The organism is Streptomyces sp. NPDC051105 (assembly GCF_040682795.1).
Taxonomy (GTDB): domain Bacteria; phylum Actinomycetota; class Actinomycetes; order Streptomycetales; family Streptomycetaceae; genus Streptomyces.
The window spans coordinates 95,228-110,238 of the sequence record NZ_JBFBBR010000024.1 but is presented as its reverse complement, the minus strand read 5'-3'; the positions used below and the strand labels follow the sequence as shown (position 1 = coordinate 110,238).

General features: G+C 71.2%; 19 protein-coding genes and 1 riboswitch. Of the genes, 10 read left to right on the top strand and 9 right to left on the bottom strand.

The window, feature by feature from the left end; translation table 11 throughout:
- Positions 1-138 precede the first annotated feature (138 nt).
- The 3 genes from bioD to bioB are packed head-to-tail and all read right to left on the bottom strand — an operon-like array spanning position 139 to position 3,312.
- The gene (gene bioD, locus AB0N16_RS38915) at positions 139-855 is read right to left on the bottom strand and encodes a dethiobiotin synthase (RefSeq protein WP_365805289.1); all 717 of its coding nucleotides are present in this window, start codon (positions 853-855) and stop codon (positions 139-141) included.
- A gap of 2 nt (positions 856-857) precedes the next feature.
- The gene (locus tag AB0N16_RS38910; RefSeq protein WP_365805287.1) at positions 858-2,138 is read right to left on the bottom strand and encodes an adenosylmethionine--8-amino-7-oxononanoate transaminase; all 1,281 of its coding nucleotides are present in this window, start codon (positions 2,136-2,138) and stop codon (positions 858-860) included.
- Positions 2,131-3,312, bottom strand: coding sequence for a biotin synthase BioB (gene bioB / locus AB0N16_RS38905; protein ID WP_365805285.1), 1,182 nt, complete (start codon positions 3,310-3,312; stop codon positions 2,131-2,133). The genes AB0N16_RS38910 and bioB overlap by 8 nt, the downstream gene beginning before the upstream one ends.
- A 147-nt stretch (positions 3,313-3,459) precedes the next feature.
- Between bioB and AB0N16_RS38900 the strand changes: the two genes are divergently transcribed.
- Positions 3,460-4,587, top strand: coding sequence for an 8-amino-7-oxononanoate synthase (locus tag AB0N16_RS38900; RefSeq protein WP_365805283.1), 1,128 nt, complete (start codon positions 3,460-3,462; stop codon positions 4,585-4,587).
- Between the two features lie 59 nt (positions 4,588-4,646).
- Here AB0N16_RS38900 and AB0N16_RS38895 read toward each other — a convergent pair whose 3' ends face one another.
- Both AB0N16_RS38895 and AB0N16_RS38890 read right to left on the bottom strand, forming a co-directional pair.
- The gene (locus AB0N16_RS38895; protein ID WP_365805282.1) at positions 4,647-4,874 is read right to left on the bottom strand and encodes a DUF397 domain-containing protein; all 228 of its coding nucleotides are present in this window, start codon (positions 4,872-4,874) and stop codon (positions 4,647-4,649) included.
- 9 nt (positions 4,875-4,883) lie between these two features.
- Entirely contained in the window at positions 4,884-5,744 is an 861-nt protein-coding gene (locus tag AB0N16_RS38890; RefSeq protein ID WP_365805280.1) for a helix-turn-helix transcriptional regulator, read from the bottom strand.
- A 212-nt stretch (positions 5,745-5,956) separates the two neighbouring features.
- Here AB0N16_RS38890 and AB0N16_RS38885 point away from each other — a divergent pair, with 212 nt between their 5' ends.
- Complete coding sequence (locus AB0N16_RS38885) at positions 5,957-6,415, top strand: ATP-binding protein (protein ID WP_365805278.1); 459 nt, start codon at positions 5,957-5,959, stop codon at positions 6,413-6,415.
- Between the two features lie 33 nt (positions 6,416-6,448).
- Here the strand turns inward: AB0N16_RS38885 and AB0N16_RS38880 are convergent, their stop codons facing one another.
- The 3 genes from AB0N16_RS38880 to AB0N16_RS38870 all read right to left on the bottom strand — a co-directional run bounded on the left by AB0N16_RS38880 (position 6,449) and on the right by AB0N16_RS38870 (position 8,422).
- Positions 6,449-6,922 (bottom strand): C40 family peptidase, encoded by a 474-nt coding sequence (locus tag AB0N16_RS38880; RefSeq protein WP_365805276.1) that lies wholly within the window; start codon positions 6,920-6,922, stop codon positions 6,449-6,451.
- A gap of 3 nt (positions 6,923-6,925) precedes the next feature.
- A riboswitch (cyclic di-AMP (ydaO/yuaA leader) is annotated at positions 6,926-7,139 on the bottom strand.
- Between the two features lie 331 nt (positions 7,140-7,470).
- Positions 7,471-7,779, bottom strand: coding sequence for a hypothetical protein (locus tag AB0N16_RS38875; protein ID WP_046730013.1), 309 nt, complete (start codon positions 7,777-7,779; stop codon positions 7,471-7,473).
- A gap of 7 nt (positions 7,780-7,786) precedes the next feature.
- On the bottom strand, positions 7,787-8,422 hold the full coding sequence (locus AB0N16_RS38870) for an ATP-dependent Clp protease proteolytic subunit (protein ID WP_365805274.1): 636 nt from the start codon (positions 8,420-8,422) through the stop codon (positions 7,787-7,789).
- Between the two features lie 150 nt (positions 8,423-8,572).
- Between AB0N16_RS38870 and AB0N16_RS38865 the strand changes: the two genes are divergently transcribed.
- The 8 genes from AB0N16_RS38865 to AB0N16_RS38830 all read left to right on the top strand — a co-directional run bounded on the left by AB0N16_RS38865 (position 8,573) and on the right by AB0N16_RS38830 (position 14,050).
- Positions 8,573-8,851 (top strand): type II toxin-antitoxin system Phd/YefM family antitoxin, encoded by a 279-nt coding sequence (locus tag AB0N16_RS38865; protein ID WP_365805272.1) that lies wholly within the window; start codon positions 8,573-8,575, stop codon positions 8,849-8,851.
- 54 nt (positions 8,852-8,905) lie between these two features.
- The gene (locus AB0N16_RS38860) at positions 8,906-9,130 is read left to right on the top strand and encodes a hypothetical protein (RefSeq protein WP_365805270.1); all 225 of its coding nucleotides are present in this window, start codon (positions 8,906-8,908) and stop codon (positions 9,128-9,130) included.
- Positions 9,131-9,387: 257 nt separating this feature from the next.
- Positions 9,388-9,690, top strand: coding sequence for an urease subunit gamma (locus AB0N16_RS38855; RefSeq protein WP_010355509.1), 303 nt, complete (start codon positions 9,388-9,390; stop codon positions 9,688-9,690).
- 11 nt (positions 9,691-9,701) lie between these two features.
- Complete coding sequence (locus AB0N16_RS38850) at positions 9,702-10,013, top strand: urease subunit beta (RefSeq protein ID WP_365805268.1); 312 nt, start codon at positions 9,702-9,704, stop codon at positions 10,011-10,013.
- Positions 10,006-11,727, top strand: a complete 1,722-nt coding sequence (locus tag AB0N16_RS38845) for an urease subunit alpha (protein ID WP_365805266.1) — start codon at positions 10,006-10,008, stop codon at positions 11,725-11,727. The genes AB0N16_RS38850 and AB0N16_RS38845 overlap by 8 nt, the downstream gene beginning before the upstream one ends.
- A gap of 15 nt (positions 11,728-11,742) precedes the next feature.
- Positions 11,743-12,420, top strand: coding sequence for an urease accessory UreF family protein (locus AB0N16_RS38840; protein ID WP_365805264.1), 678 nt, complete (start codon positions 11,743-11,745; stop codon positions 12,418-12,420).
- A 191-nt stretch (positions 12,421-12,611) separates the two neighbouring features.
- The gene (gene ureG / locus AB0N16_RS38835; RefSeq protein ID WP_365805262.1) at positions 12,612-13,292 is read left to right on the top strand and encodes an urease accessory protein UreG; all 681 of its coding nucleotides are present in this window, start codon (positions 12,612-12,614) and stop codon (positions 13,290-13,292) included.
- Positions 13,289-14,050, top strand: coding sequence for an urease accessory protein UreD (locus AB0N16_RS38830; protein WP_365805302.1), 762 nt, complete (start codon positions 13,289-13,291; stop codon positions 14,048-14,050). The genes ureG and AB0N16_RS38830 overlap by 4 nt, the downstream gene beginning before the upstream one ends.
- 195 nt (positions 14,051-14,245) lie before the next feature.
- Here the strand turns inward: AB0N16_RS38830 and AB0N16_RS38825 are convergent, their stop codons facing one another.
- A complete protein-coding gene (locus AB0N16_RS38825) occupies positions 14,246-14,971 on the bottom strand; it encodes a lysophospholipid acyltransferase family protein (protein WP_365805260.1) in 726 nt (241 codons plus the stop codon).
- Positions 14,972-15,011 lie beyond the last annotated feature (40 nt).

Here is a 15,011-nt window from a genome sequence, read left to right as displayed (position 1 = left end):
TGGGATTCGCGTTCGAGGTGACCACGGGTTTCGTGCGAGGGGCCGCTGTCCCCGCGCCCCTGAAGGGGCGTTCCACGCGGGGAACCGCGCGACCAGCCCCCAGCAGGCGGCACCCGACCGACGTGGCCTGCCCCGGCACTAAGGCGCTTCGCGCACCCGGAACGCCTCCGCGTCCCAGCCGCCGTCCAGCCGTGCGGATAGCCAACCCGGCGCCGCCGCACGGAAGTCGGCGGGCGCCAGCGCTCCGGCCCCGGCGGGCAGCGCACCGAGCAGCGGAGCCCCGGCCACCTCCGGAAGATCGGCGACATTGCAACGCGACGCCAGATCCGGGGACTCGGGCCAGCTGCCGATCACCACACCCAGCAACTCCAGCTCACGGGCCCGCAGTTCACGGGCCGTCAGCTCGGTGGTGTTGAGGGTGCCGAGCCCGGCCGACGCCACCACCAGCACCGGCGCGTTCAGCAGCCGGGCCGCGTCCGCCAGCGTGCCGCCCGCCGCGTCGAACCGCACGAGCAGCCCGCCCGCCCCCTCGACCAGCACCAGTTCGTGCTCGGTGGCCAGCTTGGCGGCGGCCTCCGCCACCTCGTGCGGACGCACGGGGGCCATTCCGGCCCGCCGGGCCGCGGTGCCGGGCGCCAACGGCTCCGGGAACCGGGCGAGTTCGGTCGCCGTCACCGGGCCCGCGAGCCGCGCGACCTCGTCGGCGTCCCCGCGCTCGTCCGGTCGTACCCCGGTCTGCGCGGCCTTCAGGACCGCCACCGAGCGGCCCGCCGCGAGCGCCGCGGCGGCGACGGCGGCCGTGGTGACCGTCTTGCCGACCTCGGTACCCGTGCCCGTGATCATCAGGATCGGCATGTTCATCCTTCCCGCGCGGCGGCGCACACCGCGCGCGCGATCCGTGCCACGTCCGCGTCGTCCGTGACGTACGGCGGCATCGTGTAGACCAGATCGCGGAACGGCCGCAGCCACACGCCCTCCCGCACGGCGGCGGCCGTGGCGGCCTCCATGTCCACGTCGTGGTCGAGCTGGACGACCCCGATGGCACCCAGAACGCGGACGTCCCGTACGCCGGGGATCTCCCGGGCCGGCGCCAGCCCGTCCCGCAGGCCCGTCTCGATCCGCTTGACCTCCGTCTGCCAGTCCTGGCCCAGCAGCAGCCCGAGCGAGGCGCAGGCCACGGAGGCGGCCAGCGGATTGCCCATGAACGTCGGGCCGTGGGCCAGCACCGGCACCTCGCCCCGTGAGATGCCCTCGGCCACCCGGGGCGTGCACAGGGTCGCCGCCATCGTCAGATAGCCGCCGGTCAGCGCCTTGCCCACGCACATCACGTCAGGGGTGACGGCCGCGTGGTCCGCCGCGAACAGCGCACCCGTACGGCCGAAGCCGGTCGCGATCTCGTCGAACACCAGCAGCACGTCGTGCGCGTCGCAGGCCTCGCGCAGCACCCGCAGATAGGCAGGGGAGTGGAACCGCATCCCGCCCGCGCCCTGCACCACCGGCTCCACGATCACCGCGGCCAGTTCGTGCGCGTGGCGCTCGATCAGCGACCGCAGGCGGTCGGCGTACGACTCGTCGTACTCGGCCGGCGGCGCGTCGGCGAAGACCTGGCGGGGCAGCACGCCGGACCACAGCTCGTGCATCCCGCCCTCGGGGTCGCACACCGACATCGGCTGCCAGGTGTCGCCGTGGTAGCCGCCGCGCCAGGTCAGCAGGCGCTGTTTCGCGGGGCGGCCGAGGGAACGCCAGTACTGCAGGCACATCTTGACCGCGACCTCGACCGACACCGAGCCGGAGTCGGCGAGGAAGACATGCTCGAGTCCGTCCGGCGACATGTCGACAAGGAGCTTCGCCAGGCGTACCGCGGGCTCGTGGGTGAGCCCGCCGAACATCACATGGCTCATCCGGCCGAGCTGGTCGCGCGCGGCCTCGTTGAGCACCGGGTGGTTGTAGCCGTGGATCGCCGACCACCAGGACGACATCCCGTCGACCAGTTCACCCGAGCCGCCCGCGAGCCGCAGCCGGACCCCGCTCGCCGACTCCACGACGAGCGGTTCGGCCCGGCCCGGCATCGGTCCGTACGGATGCCAGACGTGCCGCCGGTCCAGCTCCAGCAGCTCGGGGACGCCCAGGTCAGGCATTGGGCGCGAGATCCGTTCCGGCGCCCCGGCGGCGGACGGCGACCAGGTCGGTGCGCGGCTCGTTCGCCGCGGCGGCGGCCGTACCGCAGAGGTCGGCGCCGTCGTGCCCACCACAGCCGGAGCCGCACCCGGCCTCCGCGTGCGACCCGCAGCCCCCGGCCGCGACCTCCGACCGGTGCTGCGGCAGCGTCACCTCGTCGGCGCCCTCGATCACGAACCCGGCGTCCGCGATCATCTCCAGGTCGGCCTGGCCGGCCTGGCCCTCGGTGGTGAGGTAGTCGCCGAGGAAGATCGAGTTGGCGAGGTGCAGCGCGAGTGGCTGCATGGTGCGCAGGTGGACCTCGCGGCCGCCCGCGATACGGACCTCGACGTCCGGGCAGACGAACCGCACCATCGCCAGGATGCGCAGACAGCGCTGCGGGGTGAGGTTCCACTCCTTGGCCAGCGGGGTGCCCTCGACCGGGATCAGGAAGTTGACCGGCACCGAGTCCGGGTCCAGCTCGCGCAGCGAGAAGACCACGTCGACCAGGTCCTCGTCGGTCTCGCCCATGCCCGCGATCAGACCCGAGCAGGCCGACAGACCCGCCGCGTGCGCCTTGTTGACGGTGTCCACCCGATCGGCGTACGTGTGCGTGGTCGTGATGTCCCCGTACGTCCCCTCGGACGTGTTGAGGTTGTGGTTGTAGGCGTCCGCGCCCGCCTCGCGCAGCCGCTCGGCCTGGCCGTCGGAGAGCAGTCCGAGGCAGGCGCACACCTCGACGCCCTCGTTCTGCTCCTTGATCGCCTTGATGGTGCCGGCGACCCGGTCGACGTCCCGGTCGGTCGGGCCGCGTCCGCTCGCCACCAGGCAGACCCGCTTGGCGCCCCCGGCCAGACCGGCGGCGGCCGCCTTGGAGGCCTCGTCCGGTTTCAGCCAGCTGTACTTGAGGATCCCGGTCGAGGAACCGAGGCGCTGCGAGCAGTAGGAGCAGTCCTCAGGACACAGGCCCGACTTGAGGTTGACCAGGTAGTTGAGTTTCACGCGCCGGCCGAACCAGTGCCGGCGCACCTTGCCGGCCGCGGCCACCACATCGAGCACGTCGTCGTCGGAGGTCGCCAGCACGGCGAGCGCTTCCTCGCGGGTCGGCAGCTCGCGCCGAAGCCCCTTGTCCACCAGCGTGTTCAGCAGGTCCATGAGAGCCGATCCTGTACTACGAGGCTGCTCCGGGCCAAGGAGAGTTTGCACAACCCTGTCAGTTCGACGTGTGGGTATTGCCACACAGTGGGTGGCTGGTGGTCCCGCTAGGGTCTGTCCACTGCCTACAAATTCTCCGGAGGAGCCATGGCGTTCGGCTGGATCGACGAACAGGCGGAACTGCGCCGCCGCGCCGGACTGGTACGGACCCTGCGCCCCCGTCCCGCCGACTCGCCGCTGCTGGATCTGGCGAGCAACGACTACCTGGGCCTCGCCCACCACCCGGAGGTCGCCGACGGCGCGGCCGGGGCGGCCCGGACCTGGGGCGGCGGTTCCACCGGCTCCCGGCTGGTGACCGGCACCACCGAACTCCACACCGAGCTGGAGCGCGAGCTGGCCGAATTCTGCGGGTTCGAGGCGGCCCTGGTCTTCTCCTCCGGTTACGCCGCCAACCTCGCAGCCGTCACCACCCTCGGCCCGCACGGCTCCCTGATCGTCTCCGACGCGCTCAACCACGCCTCCCTGATCGACGGCTGCCGGCTGGCCCGGGGCGCCACCCAGGTGGTCGGACACGCCGACCCGGACGCCGTACGCAAGGCGCTCGGCACCCATGAGGGACCCGCGGTCGTCGTCTCCGACACGGTGTTCTCGGTGGACGGCGACGCGGCACCGCTGGCAGCCCTGGCCGCGGCCTGCCGGGAGAGCGGCGCCGGGCTGCTCGTGGACGACGCCCACGGGCTCGGAGTCCTCGGGGACGGCGGGCGGGGCGCGCCGTACGCGGCCGGGCTGTCCGGCGCCGAGGACGTGGTGGTCACGGCGACCCTGTCCAAGTCGCTGGGCAGCCAGGGCGGGGCCGTGCTCGGGCCGGCCCGGGTGATCGACCATCTGGTGAACGCGGCCCGCACCTTCATCTTCGACACCGGTCTGGCCCCCGCCGCGGCGGGAGCGGCCCTGGCGGCGCTGCGGCTGCTGCGCCGTGAGCCCGGACGCGCGGTGCGGGCCTGTGAGGTGGCCGCGGAGCTGCACGCACGGCTGACCGCCGCGGGTCTGGAAGCGGTGCGTCCGGACGCCGCGGTGGTCTCCGTGCGGGCCTCGTCCCCGGAGGGGGCCGTGCGGTGGGCGGCCGACTGCCGTACGGCAGGCCTGGCCGTGGGCTGTTTCCGTCCGCCGTCCGTGCCGGACGGCGTCTCACGGCTCAGGCTGACCGCCCGAGCGGACCTCTCCGGGGCCGAGATCGAACGCGCTGTACAGGTGATCGGTGAGACACGACCATGAGTCGGCGTGACACGGCCGGGTCTTGTCCGAATGCGGATACGGAGTCGGTTACGGGCTGATCAGCCGGTGAGCGCCGACACGAACCCCGCCCAGCTCCCGGGGGAGAAGAGCAGCGCGGGTCCGGCCGGATCCTTGGAGTCGCGCACGGCGAGCAGTCCGGTCAGCTGACCGGAGCGCGGCCGTGCCGTCTCCACACAGTTGTTCGCTCCGGTGCTGTAGCTGCTGCGCAGCCACCGCAGTCCGTGCAGATCAGCACTTGAAGGTACGTTCCGAGGCAGTGCAGTCATGGTGCCTCCTTACGCGCCGTCACCTATCCCGGCGATGTAATCCAACGAGTCCTCGGGCGAAAGGGCGTGGATCTGAAGGGCGTTGAAGGCCTCCGCGTAGGCCTGGAGGTCTTCTTTCCGTTCGAGATAGAGGCTACTCGTCAACTGGTCGAGAACAACCACATCCAGATCAGAAGTGCTCGGAAATGAGAAGATTACGAAAGGCCCGGTGATGCCAATATGGGCTCCGGCCGAGAACGGCAGCACCTGGAGCCGTACCTGGGGCAGCCGGGCCGCCTCCACCAGCCGCTCCAACTGTCTGGCCATCACGCCGGGCCCGCCGACCTCCCGGCGCAGCACCGCCTCGTCAAGCACTGCGCTCAGCTCCAGCGGCGGATGGTTGCGCAGCACGTCCTGCCTGGCCAGACGCACCTTCACGAGGGCGTCCAGCGCCTCGTCGTCGAGCCCGTCGACGGCCGCCCGGGTCACGGCACGTGCGTACTCGGGGGTCTGCAGCAGCCCCGGTACGACCGAGGTCTCCAGTGTGCGCATCGCGCTGGCCTGGGACTCCAGACTGATGAAATCCCGGTAGGTGGGCGGCAGCACCCCACGATAGGCGTGCCACCAGTGGTGCCGCCCGGCGGTGTCCTCCGACCCCGCCAACACCAGCAGTAACTCGCGCAGTTGCCCCTCGATCACGCCGTAGGCGTCCAGGAGTAACCGCACATCGGCCGGTTTCACACCGCTGGCGCCGGTCTCGATCCGGCTCACTTTCGACTGATGCCAGCCCACCAGACGGGCGGCCTCACCGCTCGTGAGGCCGGCGCCGGTGCGCAGTGAGCGCAGTTCGGCGCCCAGTTTCCGGCGGCGTACCGCGGGACCGTTCTGCATGGGCTACTCCTTACTCCTCCCGAGCCGCCCAAATACGCTCTGGGGTAGCAGAGTTCACCGCATCGAGCGACAGATATATGCATATCTTGGTGGATCGCTCCCCTGGCTGCCCTGGTAATGGCAGTCTGACGGAGAAGCACCAGTCCGGGACCGTACTCGAACCATCCGCACCGTGTCGGGCTCCGGTCCCGTGGGAAAGGGACGACGTCGCCATGGCAGACCACCTGGAAGCATCCGTCACTCTGCCGAGCGATCCCGCCTCGGTCTCCGCGGCCCGCTCCTATGTGCTGGGTACTCTCGCGGAATGGGGGCTGCCACCGGAGACGGAGACCGCGGACACCATCCGCCTCATCGTCTCCGAACTCGCCACCAACGCGGTGCAGCACACCTTCGGGCAGTCACCCACCTTCACGGTGGGCCTCGTCCTCGACCGTGACGAACAGCTGCGCATCGGCGTCACGGACAGCCATCCGCGCTTCCCCAAGAGACTCCCGGCCGCGGTCCAGCAGGACAACGGGCGCGGCATGGTCATCATCCGCTGGCTCACCGCGGAGTGCGGCGGCAAGCTCCGGGTGCGCCCCACCCGGGAGGGCGGCAAGACCGTCCTCATCGAACTGCCCTGGGCAGTCCCGGCCGGCACGGTCACCGCCGCCGGCCAGCAGGAACCGTAGCCCCGAGTTCCCGCCGGCCGGCCGCTGGGTGGGTCAGCTGACCCGGCCGTACCAGACGCTTCGCGTCCAGATCTTCTGGAGCTTCACCACGTCCCCGGTCTTCGGGGCGTGCCAGATCTTTCCCTTCCCGGCGTAGATGCCGACGTGGTACACGCTGGAACCCGAGTGGAAGAAGACCAGGTCCCCCGCCTTGCGGTGGCCGGCCGAGATATGACGGGTCTTGTTGTACTGCTGGGCCGCCGTACGAGGCAGCTTCTTGCCCGCCTTCTTGAATGAGTACAGCGTGAGCCCGGAGCAGTCGAACCGGTTCGGTCCGGTGGCACCCCACCTGTAGGGCGAGCCCTTCTTCGAGGCCGCCACCTGAAGTGCCTTCGTCGCCATCGTGGCGGCCGAGGCGTCGGAGGCGACGCCAGGGATCACGATGGAGCCGCCCACGGCGGCGATGGTGAGCGCCGAGGCCGTGCCAGCCCGTGCCATCAGCGACGGGACACGATTGAGCGCAGTCATGCGCAACCCTTCGTCAGCCGCCTGTGAAGGATGACCTGTCGGATTCGGGCTGGCGAAGTTGCCCGGCCGCGTTGCCACGGCTTCACCCCAAGGGCTGCGCGGGCCGGTCATGGTGCGACCGTTCCGGCGACCCGTCGTGCTTGGGTCCTCCACTCCTGCCGATCCACTTCCGTCGACCGGGCATCCGGACGGCGGCAGGACTCGGCGTCCGCCCGGATCGCCCCGCCGTGGTGGCGGGGGCTTGTCGTCAGACAGGGATCTTCACTCACGCCTGTCCGAAAATCCCAACGGAACCGAGGATTTGTGGGGTTACTCACCACCCACCCGTTCGGGTGGACAGCACTGTGTTCGATTAGTCGTCAACTGCCCGACGTAGCCCCGGACCTGCACCGAAGCCTTTCGCGGGCACCGTCGGGCACGCACCTTGAGCGGCTCCGGCGGTCAGGTAAAACCACGCCATACTCCGCCGAACAGCGGTAACCCCTTTGGGTCGTTTCAACTCCTGGCCGGTCGACCGGTGGACGCGTCGCTCCGGACTTCGCCAGGCGTCACCGTACGCAGTCGGGCGGGAGTGCGACGCGCGCGGTCCGGCGTTCGCCGTCGAGCACCCGCAACGCCCGTGCCAGCGTGTCCCCGTGGAGCTCCGTCTCGCCCCGCCGATGCATCAGGGCGAGTGCGTCGCGCAGCTCGGACGCCGCGCGCACCAGCGCCTGCGCGGCGCGCAGCCCACGATAGGTGTCCTCGTTCTGCGCCGGGTTGATGCGGCCCAGCAGGTCGACCACGTCCAGATAACGGTCGATCAACTCGCCCTCGGCGCGGGTCAGCGCGGGCAGCGGCGGCAGCTCCGGTGGCAGCATCGGCCGCTCACCCCGCGTCCGGCAGGCCGAGCGAGGCCCTGCGGCTGGGCACGATCCGGTCCACCAGCCCGTACGCCAGCGCCGCCGGCGCGTCCAGCATCAGGTCCCGCTCCAGGTCCTGGTGGACCTGGGCGGGTGCCCGTCCGGTGTGCCGGACGAGCATCTCCTCGAGCAGCTCGCGGATCCGGTCCAACTCCGCCGCCTGGATGACCAGATCACTCGGCTGGCCCTGTACCGGCCGTGGCAGCGACGGCTGCTGGAGCACGATGCGCGCACCCGGCAGCACGGACCGCTTGCCCGGTGTGCCCGCCGCGAGCAGCACCGCGGCCGACGCCCCGGCCTGCCCCAGACAGATCGTCTCCACGTCACAGGTGACGTACCGGAGGGTGTCGTAGATCGCGGCCATCGCGCTGAACGAGCCACCCGGCGAGTTGATGTACAGCGAGATGTCCCGCTCCGGAGCCGCGTGCTCCAGGTACATGAACTGCGCCATCACGTCGTTGGCCGAGGTCTCGTCGACGGGCGCGCCGAGGAAGACGATCCGCTCCTCCAGCAGCTTCGAGTACGGATCCAGGGTGCGTTGTCCGGTGCTGGTGCGTTCGGTGAACTCGGGCAGGACGTAGCGGGCGGACGGTCGGGTCATGGCGTACCCCTCCTCGCGGCTGAGCTGTCTCAGCGGCCGGTCTCTCCGTAAGAAATGTACAGGACGTACAGAACCTTGGGTGGTTGTCATGGGTGGATTCCGCTGAGGCCGAACAAGATGTGATGTCCGAGGGCCCCGTAAGCTGGGGGCATGGCCTACGAGATTCCGGTGACGCAAGCCAGGGCTGAGCTCGCCGAACTGATCAACCGGGTGGTGTACGGCGGTGAGCGTGTCGTCGTGACGCGGCACGGCAAGCCTCTGGTCGCCCTCGTCTCCGCCGCCGACCTCGAACGCCTCGAAGAGCTCTCGGAAGCCGCCGAGGACCAGGTGGTCAGCGCGGTCTCCACGGTCCGCGAGGGCGCCGCCGTACGTCCGGAGCGCGGCCGCTTCGGCATCGCGGCCGAACACCGGGGCGCCGCGGGCTCCTAGCCCCGCCATGACATCGGCCCTCCTCCGAAAGCGTCCGGAGGAGGGCCGACGACTGTGCCGACGGCGCCCGGCGACACGGTGTTCACCCGTATGGACGCGGACTCGCCGGCGAGAGGCGACACGATCCGTTCGGCGGGGCCGCCGAACGCCGTGAAGGCCACCGTCCCGGCCGGCGCCGACCGTGCCGTGGAGGCGGGGACCTGCGTGATCGAGCCGCTCGGCGGCGCGTGCCGGTCGGGCCGACGGCCGAGGACCCGCTCGATCACCCGCCCCTGGTGAGGCGGCGCGGCGGCGGGCGGCCGAGGGGCCGCAGCCACCGGCGCCGGTGGTGCGCGCCGCGCGCCGGGACTGGCCCCATCCAGCGGTCATCAGATGATCAAGGTCCGGTTAACGTCGTCGAAACTCCGGCGAACTAGCCTGCCGATCCACGCCACCAGGGGTTTTCGTATCCGGATCGGGTTCCTGAGCCCGATCTGTCGCGGTGGCTGCGGCAACCGGACCCCGCACGGTCCGGAGCGAGGACTGTGAGGTGGGACGTGCAACTGACCCCGCACGAGCAAGAGAGGCTGCTGATCCATGTGGCGGCCGACGTGGCCGAGAAGCGCCGGGCCCGCGGGCTGAAGCTGAACCACCCCGAAGCGGTCGCCCTCATCACGTCGCACATCCTCGAAGGCGCCCGTGACGGCCGTACCGTCGCCGAACTCATGGCCTCCGGGCGCAAGCTCCTCACCAGGGACGACGTCATGGAGGGCATCCCCGAGATGATCCACGACGTGCAGGTCGAGGCGACCTTCCCGGACGGCACCAAGCTCGTCACCGTCCATGACCCGATCGTCTGAGGGGGCCGCCGATGATTCCCGGAGAGATCCTCTTCGCCGACGAGCCCATCGTGTACAACGAGGGCCGTGACATCACCCGGATGACCGTCCTCAACGCCGCCGACCGGCCCGTCCAGGTCGGCTCCCACTATCACTTCGCCGAGGCCAATCCCGGACTGGAGTTCGACCGGGGCGCCGCGCGCGGAAAGCGGCTGAACGTCGCCGCCGGCACCGCCGTCCGCTTCGAGCCCGGCATCCCCGTCGACGTCGAACTCGTCCCCCTCACCGGGGCCCGTGTCGTACCCGGGCTGCGCGGGGAGACCGGAGGTGCCCTCGATGCCTGAGATCTCCCGCGCCGCCTACGCGGACCTGTTCGGACCAACGACCGGTGACCGAATCCGGCTCGCCGACACCGACCTGATCGTGGAGATCGAGGAGGATCGTTCCGGCGGGCCCGGGCTCGCCGGTGACGAGGCCGTCTTCGGCGGCGGCAAGGTCATCCGAGAGTCCATGGGCCAGTCGCGCGCTACGCGCGCAGAAGGCACCCCCGACACGATCGTCACCGGCGCGGTGATCATCGACCACTGGGGCATCGTCAAGGCCGACGTCGGCATCCGCGACGGCCGGATCACCGGCATCGGCAAGGCGGGCAACCCCGACACCATGGACGGGGTCCACCCGGAGCTGGTGATAGGCCCCGAGACCGAGGTCATCGCCGGCAACGGGCGCATCCTGACCGCCGGCGGCGTCGACGCGCACGTCCACTTCATCTGCCCGGGGATCGCCGACGAGGCACTGGCGTCCGGGATCACCACGCTGGTGGGCGGTGGCACCGGACCGGCCGAGGGCTCGAAGGCCACCACCGTGACCCCGGGGCCGTGGCACCTCGCCCGGATGCTGGCGGCGATGGAGCAGTACCCGCTCAACATCGGCTTCCTCGGCAAGGGCAACACCGTCTCGCACGAGGCGATGCTCTCGCAGATCCGGGGCGGGGCCCTGGGGCTGAAACTGCACGAGGACTGGGGGTCCACCCCGGCGGTCATCGACGCGGCCCTCACCGTCGCGGACCGCACCGGCATCCAGGTGGCCATCCACACGGACACGCTGAACGAGGCCGGGTTCGTCGGTGACACCCTCGCGGCGATCGGCGGGCGCGGGATCCACGCGTACCACACCGAGGGCGCGGGCGGCGGGCACGCGCCGGACATCATGACCGTCGTCTCCGAGCCGCACGTACTGCCGAGTTCGACGAATCCGACGCGGCCGTACACCGTGAACACCGCCGAGGAACACCTCGACATGCTCATGGTGTGCCATCACCTCAATCCGGCGGTGCCGGAGGATCTCGCCTTCGCCGAGTCACGCATCCGGCCGTCGACCATCGGGGCCGAGGACGTCCTGCACGATCTCGGTGCGATCTCCATCATCTCGTCCGATGCGCAGGCCATGGGCCGGGTCGGCGAGGTGATCCTGCGGACCTGGCAGACCGCGCATGTGATGAAGCGGCGGCGCGGCGCGCTGCCGGGCGACGGACGGGCCGACAACCACCGGGTACGACGCTATGTCGCCAAGTACACGATCAACCCGGCGCTCGCCCAGGGGCTCGCCCGCGAGATCGGGTCCGTCGAGAGCGGCAAGCTCGCCGACCTCGTGCTGTGGGAGCCCGCGTTCTTCGGGGTCAAGCCGCACCTCGTGCTCAAGGGCGGTCAGATCGCCTATGCGCAGATGGGCGACGCCAACGCGTCGATCCCGACGCCCCAGCCGATTCTGCCGCGCCCCATGTACGGGGCCATCGGACGGGCGCCGGCCGCCAACTCCTTCAACTTCGTCGCCCCGCTCGCCGTCGAGGACGGGCTGCCGGAGCGGCTGCAGCTCGGGAAGCGGTTCGTCGCCATCGAGTCGACCCGTGGGGTGACCAAGGCGGACATGCGGGAGAACGACGCGCGTCCGAGGGTGCGGGTCGACCCCGACAGCTTCGCCGTGTACATCGACGGAGAGCTGGTCGAGGCGACACCGGCCGCCGAACTGCCCATGGCCCAGCGCTACTTCCTGTTCTGAGAGCAGGGGTCCCTGATGTCTCGGGCAGCGTTGCTGGTACTGGCCGACGGCCGCTTTCCCGCCGGAGGGCATGCGCACTCCGGCGGGGCGGAGGCCGCCGTCAAGGCCGGGCGGATCACCGGAGCGGCGACCCTGGAGGAGTTCTGCCGGGGGCGGTTGCACACGGCGGGGCTGGTGGCGGGCGCGCTCGCCGCGGCCGCGGTTCTCGGTGTGGAGGTAAGGGAGTTGGATGCGGCGGCCGACGCGCGGACGCCGTCGCCCGCGCTACGAGGGGTCGCGCGCAGGCTCGGACGGCAGCTGCTGCGGGCCGGGCGGGCGACCTGGCCCGGTGCTGAACTCGGCACCCTGGCGAAGGAGTTCCCCAAGGGGGCCCATCAGCCGGTGGTGTTGGGGGTGGTGGCCAGGGTCGCTGGGCTCTCGGCCGAGGACGCGGCCTACTGCGCGGCATACGAGTGCGTGAGCGGGCCGGCCACGGCGGTGGTGCGGTTGCTGAGTCTGGACCCGTTCGAGGCGACGGGGGTGCTGGCCCGGTTGGCGCCCGAGGTGGATCGAGTGGTGGACCGGGCGGTGGAGGCGGCGCGGCGGGTGGCCGCGGGGGGTGAGGTGGACGAACTGCCCGCCGGGTCCGCGCCGTTGCTGGAGATCGGGGCGGAGTGGCATGCGGGGTGGGCGGTGCGGTTGTTCGCGTCGTAGCCGGCTCGCTCTCCGCCGCCCCTGCCCGTCCCGTTCCAGGGGGCCCGCGCCCCCTTCGACCCCCACGTCCTGGAGGTTCGACCCCCACGTCCTGGAGGCTGCGCCCCCAGACCCCCGTTTCGGCCCGACCGGCCTCGTCCTCGAATACCGGACGGGCTGAGAAGTGGGCCGATCTCATGAAGGAGCCGTACATGCATCTCGACCACGATCACCACCACGGCCCTGCCGCCGTCAGCGCCGACGCCCGTCGTCCCGACGGATCCCGGCGTGCCCTGCGCATCGGGCTCGGTGGGCCCGTGGGGTCCGGTAAGACCGCTACCGTCGCGGCCCTCTGCCGGGCCCTGCGCGACGAGCTGTCCCTCGCCGTCGTCACCAACGACATCTACACGCGTGAGGACGCCGAGTTCCTGTTGCGGGAGGCCGTGCTGCCGCCCGAGCGCATCACCGCCGTCGAGACGGGGGCCTGTCCGCACACCGCGATCCGGGACGACATCTCGGCCAACCTCGAAGCCGTGGAGGACCTGGAGGACGAGGTCGGGCCGCTGGACCTGATCCTCGTCGAGTCGGGCGGCGACAACCTCACGGCCACCTTCTCGAAGGGGCTCGTGGACGCGCAGATCTTCGTGATCGACGTGGCCGGAGGCGACGACATCCCGCGGAAGGGCGGCCCCGGTGTCACCACGGCCGACCTGCTCATCGTCAACAAGACCGACCTGGCTCCCTACGTCGGGTCGGACCTCGCCCGGATGGCCGCCGACGCGAAGGCGCAGCGGGCCGAACTGCCCGTCGCCTTCCAGTCGTTGCGCAGCGAGGCCGGGGTCGGGGAAGTCGCCCGGTGGGTGCGGGAGCGGCTCGCCGCGTGGACGGCATGACCGCCACCGGGGTGCGTGCGCACGCACGGATCGTCGCCCGGGGTGACGGGCGGGGCGGTACCTCGCTTCCCGTGCTGGAGGGGGAGGGGCCGCTCGCGCTGCGGCGTACCCGGGGGACCGGGGCCGAGGCCCGGGTGATGATCGTCGGGGCGATGAGCGGACCGCTCGGCGGGGACCGGTTCGGGATCGAGGCCCGGGCGGAGGGCACGGCCCGGCTGTCCGTCGGATCGGCCGCGGCCACCATCGCACTGCCGGGGCAGCTGAAGGCCGAGGCCCGGTACGACGTCCGGCTCGAGGTCGCCGACGGTGCTGAACTGCGGTGGCTGCCGGAGCAGTTGATCTCGGCCAAGGGGAGCGACCTGTACGTCTCCACCCGCGTCGACGTCGCGGCGGGCGGCCGGCTGGTGTTGCGGGAGGAGCAGGTGCTCGGTCGGGTGGGTGAGGAACCCGGGCGGCTCACCAGCCGGCTCACCGTGCGCGTGGCCGGAACGGCGCTCCTCGACCAGGAGCTGGCCTGCGGGCCCGGGGCGCCCGGTGGCTGGGACGGCCCCGCTGTGCTGGCGGGGCACCGCGCGGTGGGACAACTCGTCGTGGTGAAACCGGAGTTCGCGGCGGAGCCGGTGGCGGCGCGGATGCTGGGGGAGGGTGCGGCGCTCACCCCGCTCGCCGGGCCCGCCGTGCTCGTGACCGCGGTGGCCGGCGATGCTCTGCGGCTTCGCCGGGTGCTGGACGAGGCGCTGGGCCACCTCGGCGGCTGATCCGCTCAGCGGGACGTGATCGTCCGGTTATCGGACTGGTGCGGTGTCTCCTACGGCACCTACCTTGGTGCCGTGTACCGGACGCTGTTCCCGGGACGCGGCCGCCGGATGATCGTCGACAGCGTCGTCGACCCGTCGCGCGGGAACATCTGGTACGACGCGGGAACACTCCCGCCGCCCCTCAGCCGTACGACGTCAACTCAAGGGCGCCCGCGGGAACCTGCGCTCCTTCGCGCCCTTCGCCGCCGCCTGCCCGGCCTTGACGACAGCCGCGTACTCGTCGACGTACTCCTGCTCGGAGAGGGTCAGGATGGCGTACATGATCTCGTCGGTGATCGCGCGCAGGACCGCCTTCTCGTTCTCCATGCCGGCGTAGCGGGAGAATTCGAGGGGCTTGCCGAAGCGGATCACCACGGGGTGAATGTTCGGGATGACCTTGCCTGGCGGCTGCGCCTCGAAGGTGCCGATCATCGCGCAGGGGATCACCGGGACACCGGCCCGCAGCGCCATCACGGCCACGCCGACCTTGCCCTTGTAGAGCCGGCCGTCGTGCGAGCGCGTGCCCTCCGGATAGATCCCGAGCAGCTCACCCCTGCTCAGCACCCCGAGCCCCTCCCGGATCGCGGCCTGGCCGGCCTCCTTGCCGGAGCGGTCCACCGGGATCTGCCCAGCGCTGCGGAAGAAGAAGGCGGTCAACCGGCCCCGCACCCCCGGACCCGTGAAGTACTCGGCCTTGGCGAGGAAGGTGATCCGCCGCTTGAGGACGGCCGGCATCAGGAAGTGGTCGGCGAAGGAGAGATGGTTGCCGGCGACGATGGCCGGGCCCGACGCGGGCACATGTTCCAGACCTTCGATCCGGGGCCGGAACACCAGCCGTAGCAGCGGCCCCAGAAGTACGTACTTGAGCAGGTAGTAGAACACGGCTCGCCCCTCACTTTGCCAGCTCTCCTGCGAGCTGGTG

Coding starts and splice junctions, on each gene's coding strand:
- AB0N16_RS38840 (WP_365805264.1), top strand. CDS start 11,743: ATGTCTCGGGCAGCGTTGCTGGTACTGGCCGACGGCCGCTTTCCCGCC.
- AB0N16_RS38870 (WP_365805274.1), bottom strand. CDS start 8,422: ATGACCCGACCGTCCGCCCGCTACGTCCTGCCCGAGTTCACCGAACGC.
- bioD (WP_365805289.1), bottom strand. CDS start 855: ATGCCGATCCTGATGATCACGGGCACGGGTACCGAGGTCGGCAAGACG.
- AB0N16_RS38830 (WP_365805302.1), top strand. CDS start 13,289: ATGACCGCCACCGGGGTGCGTGCGCACGCACGGATCGTCGCCCGGGGT.
- AB0N16_RS38865 (WP_365805272.1), top strand. CDS start 8,573: ATGGCCTACGAGATTCCGGTGACGCAAGCCAGGGCTGAGCTCGCCGAA.
- AB0N16_RS38885 (WP_365805278.1), top strand. CDS start 5,957: ATGGCAGACCACCTGGAAGCATCCGTCACTCTGCCGAGCGATCCCGCC.
- AB0N16_RS38880 (WP_365805276.1), bottom strand. CDS start 6,922: ATGACTGCGCTCAATCGTGTCCCGTCGCTGATGGCACGGGCTGGCACG.
- AB0N16_RS38895 (WP_365805282.1), bottom strand. CDS start 4,874: ATGACTGCACTGCCTCGGAACGTACCTTCAAGTGCTGATCTGCACGGA.
- AB0N16_RS38850 (WP_365805268.1), top strand. CDS start 9,702: ATGATTCCCGGAGAGATCCTCTTCGCCGACGAGCCCATCGTGTACAAC.
- bioB (WP_365805285.1), bottom strand. CDS start 3,312: ATGGACCTGCTGAACACGCTGGTGGACAAGGGGCTTCGGCGCGAGCTG.
- AB0N16_RS38875 (WP_046730013.1), bottom strand. CDS start 7,779: ATGCTGCCACCGGAGCTGCCGCCGCTGCCCGCGCTGACCCGCGCCGAG.
- AB0N16_RS38845 (WP_365805266.1), top strand. CDS start 10,006: ATGCCTGAGATCTCCCGCGCCGCCTACGCGGACCTGTTCGGACCAACG.
- AB0N16_RS38890 (WP_365805280.1), bottom strand. CDS start 5,744: ATGCAGAACGGTCCCGCGGTACGCCGCCGGAAACTGGGCGCCGAACTG.
- ureG (WP_365805262.1), top strand. CDS start 12,612: ATGCATCTCGACCACGATCACCACCACGGCCCTGCCGCCGTCAGCGCC.
- AB0N16_RS38900 (WP_365805283.1), top strand. CDS start 3,460: ATGGCGTTCGGCTGGATCGACGAACAGGCGGAACTGCGCCGCCGCGCC.
- AB0N16_RS38910 (WP_365805287.1), bottom strand. CDS start 2,138: ATGCCTGACCTGGGCGTCCCCGAGCTGCTGGAGCTGGACCGGCGGCAC.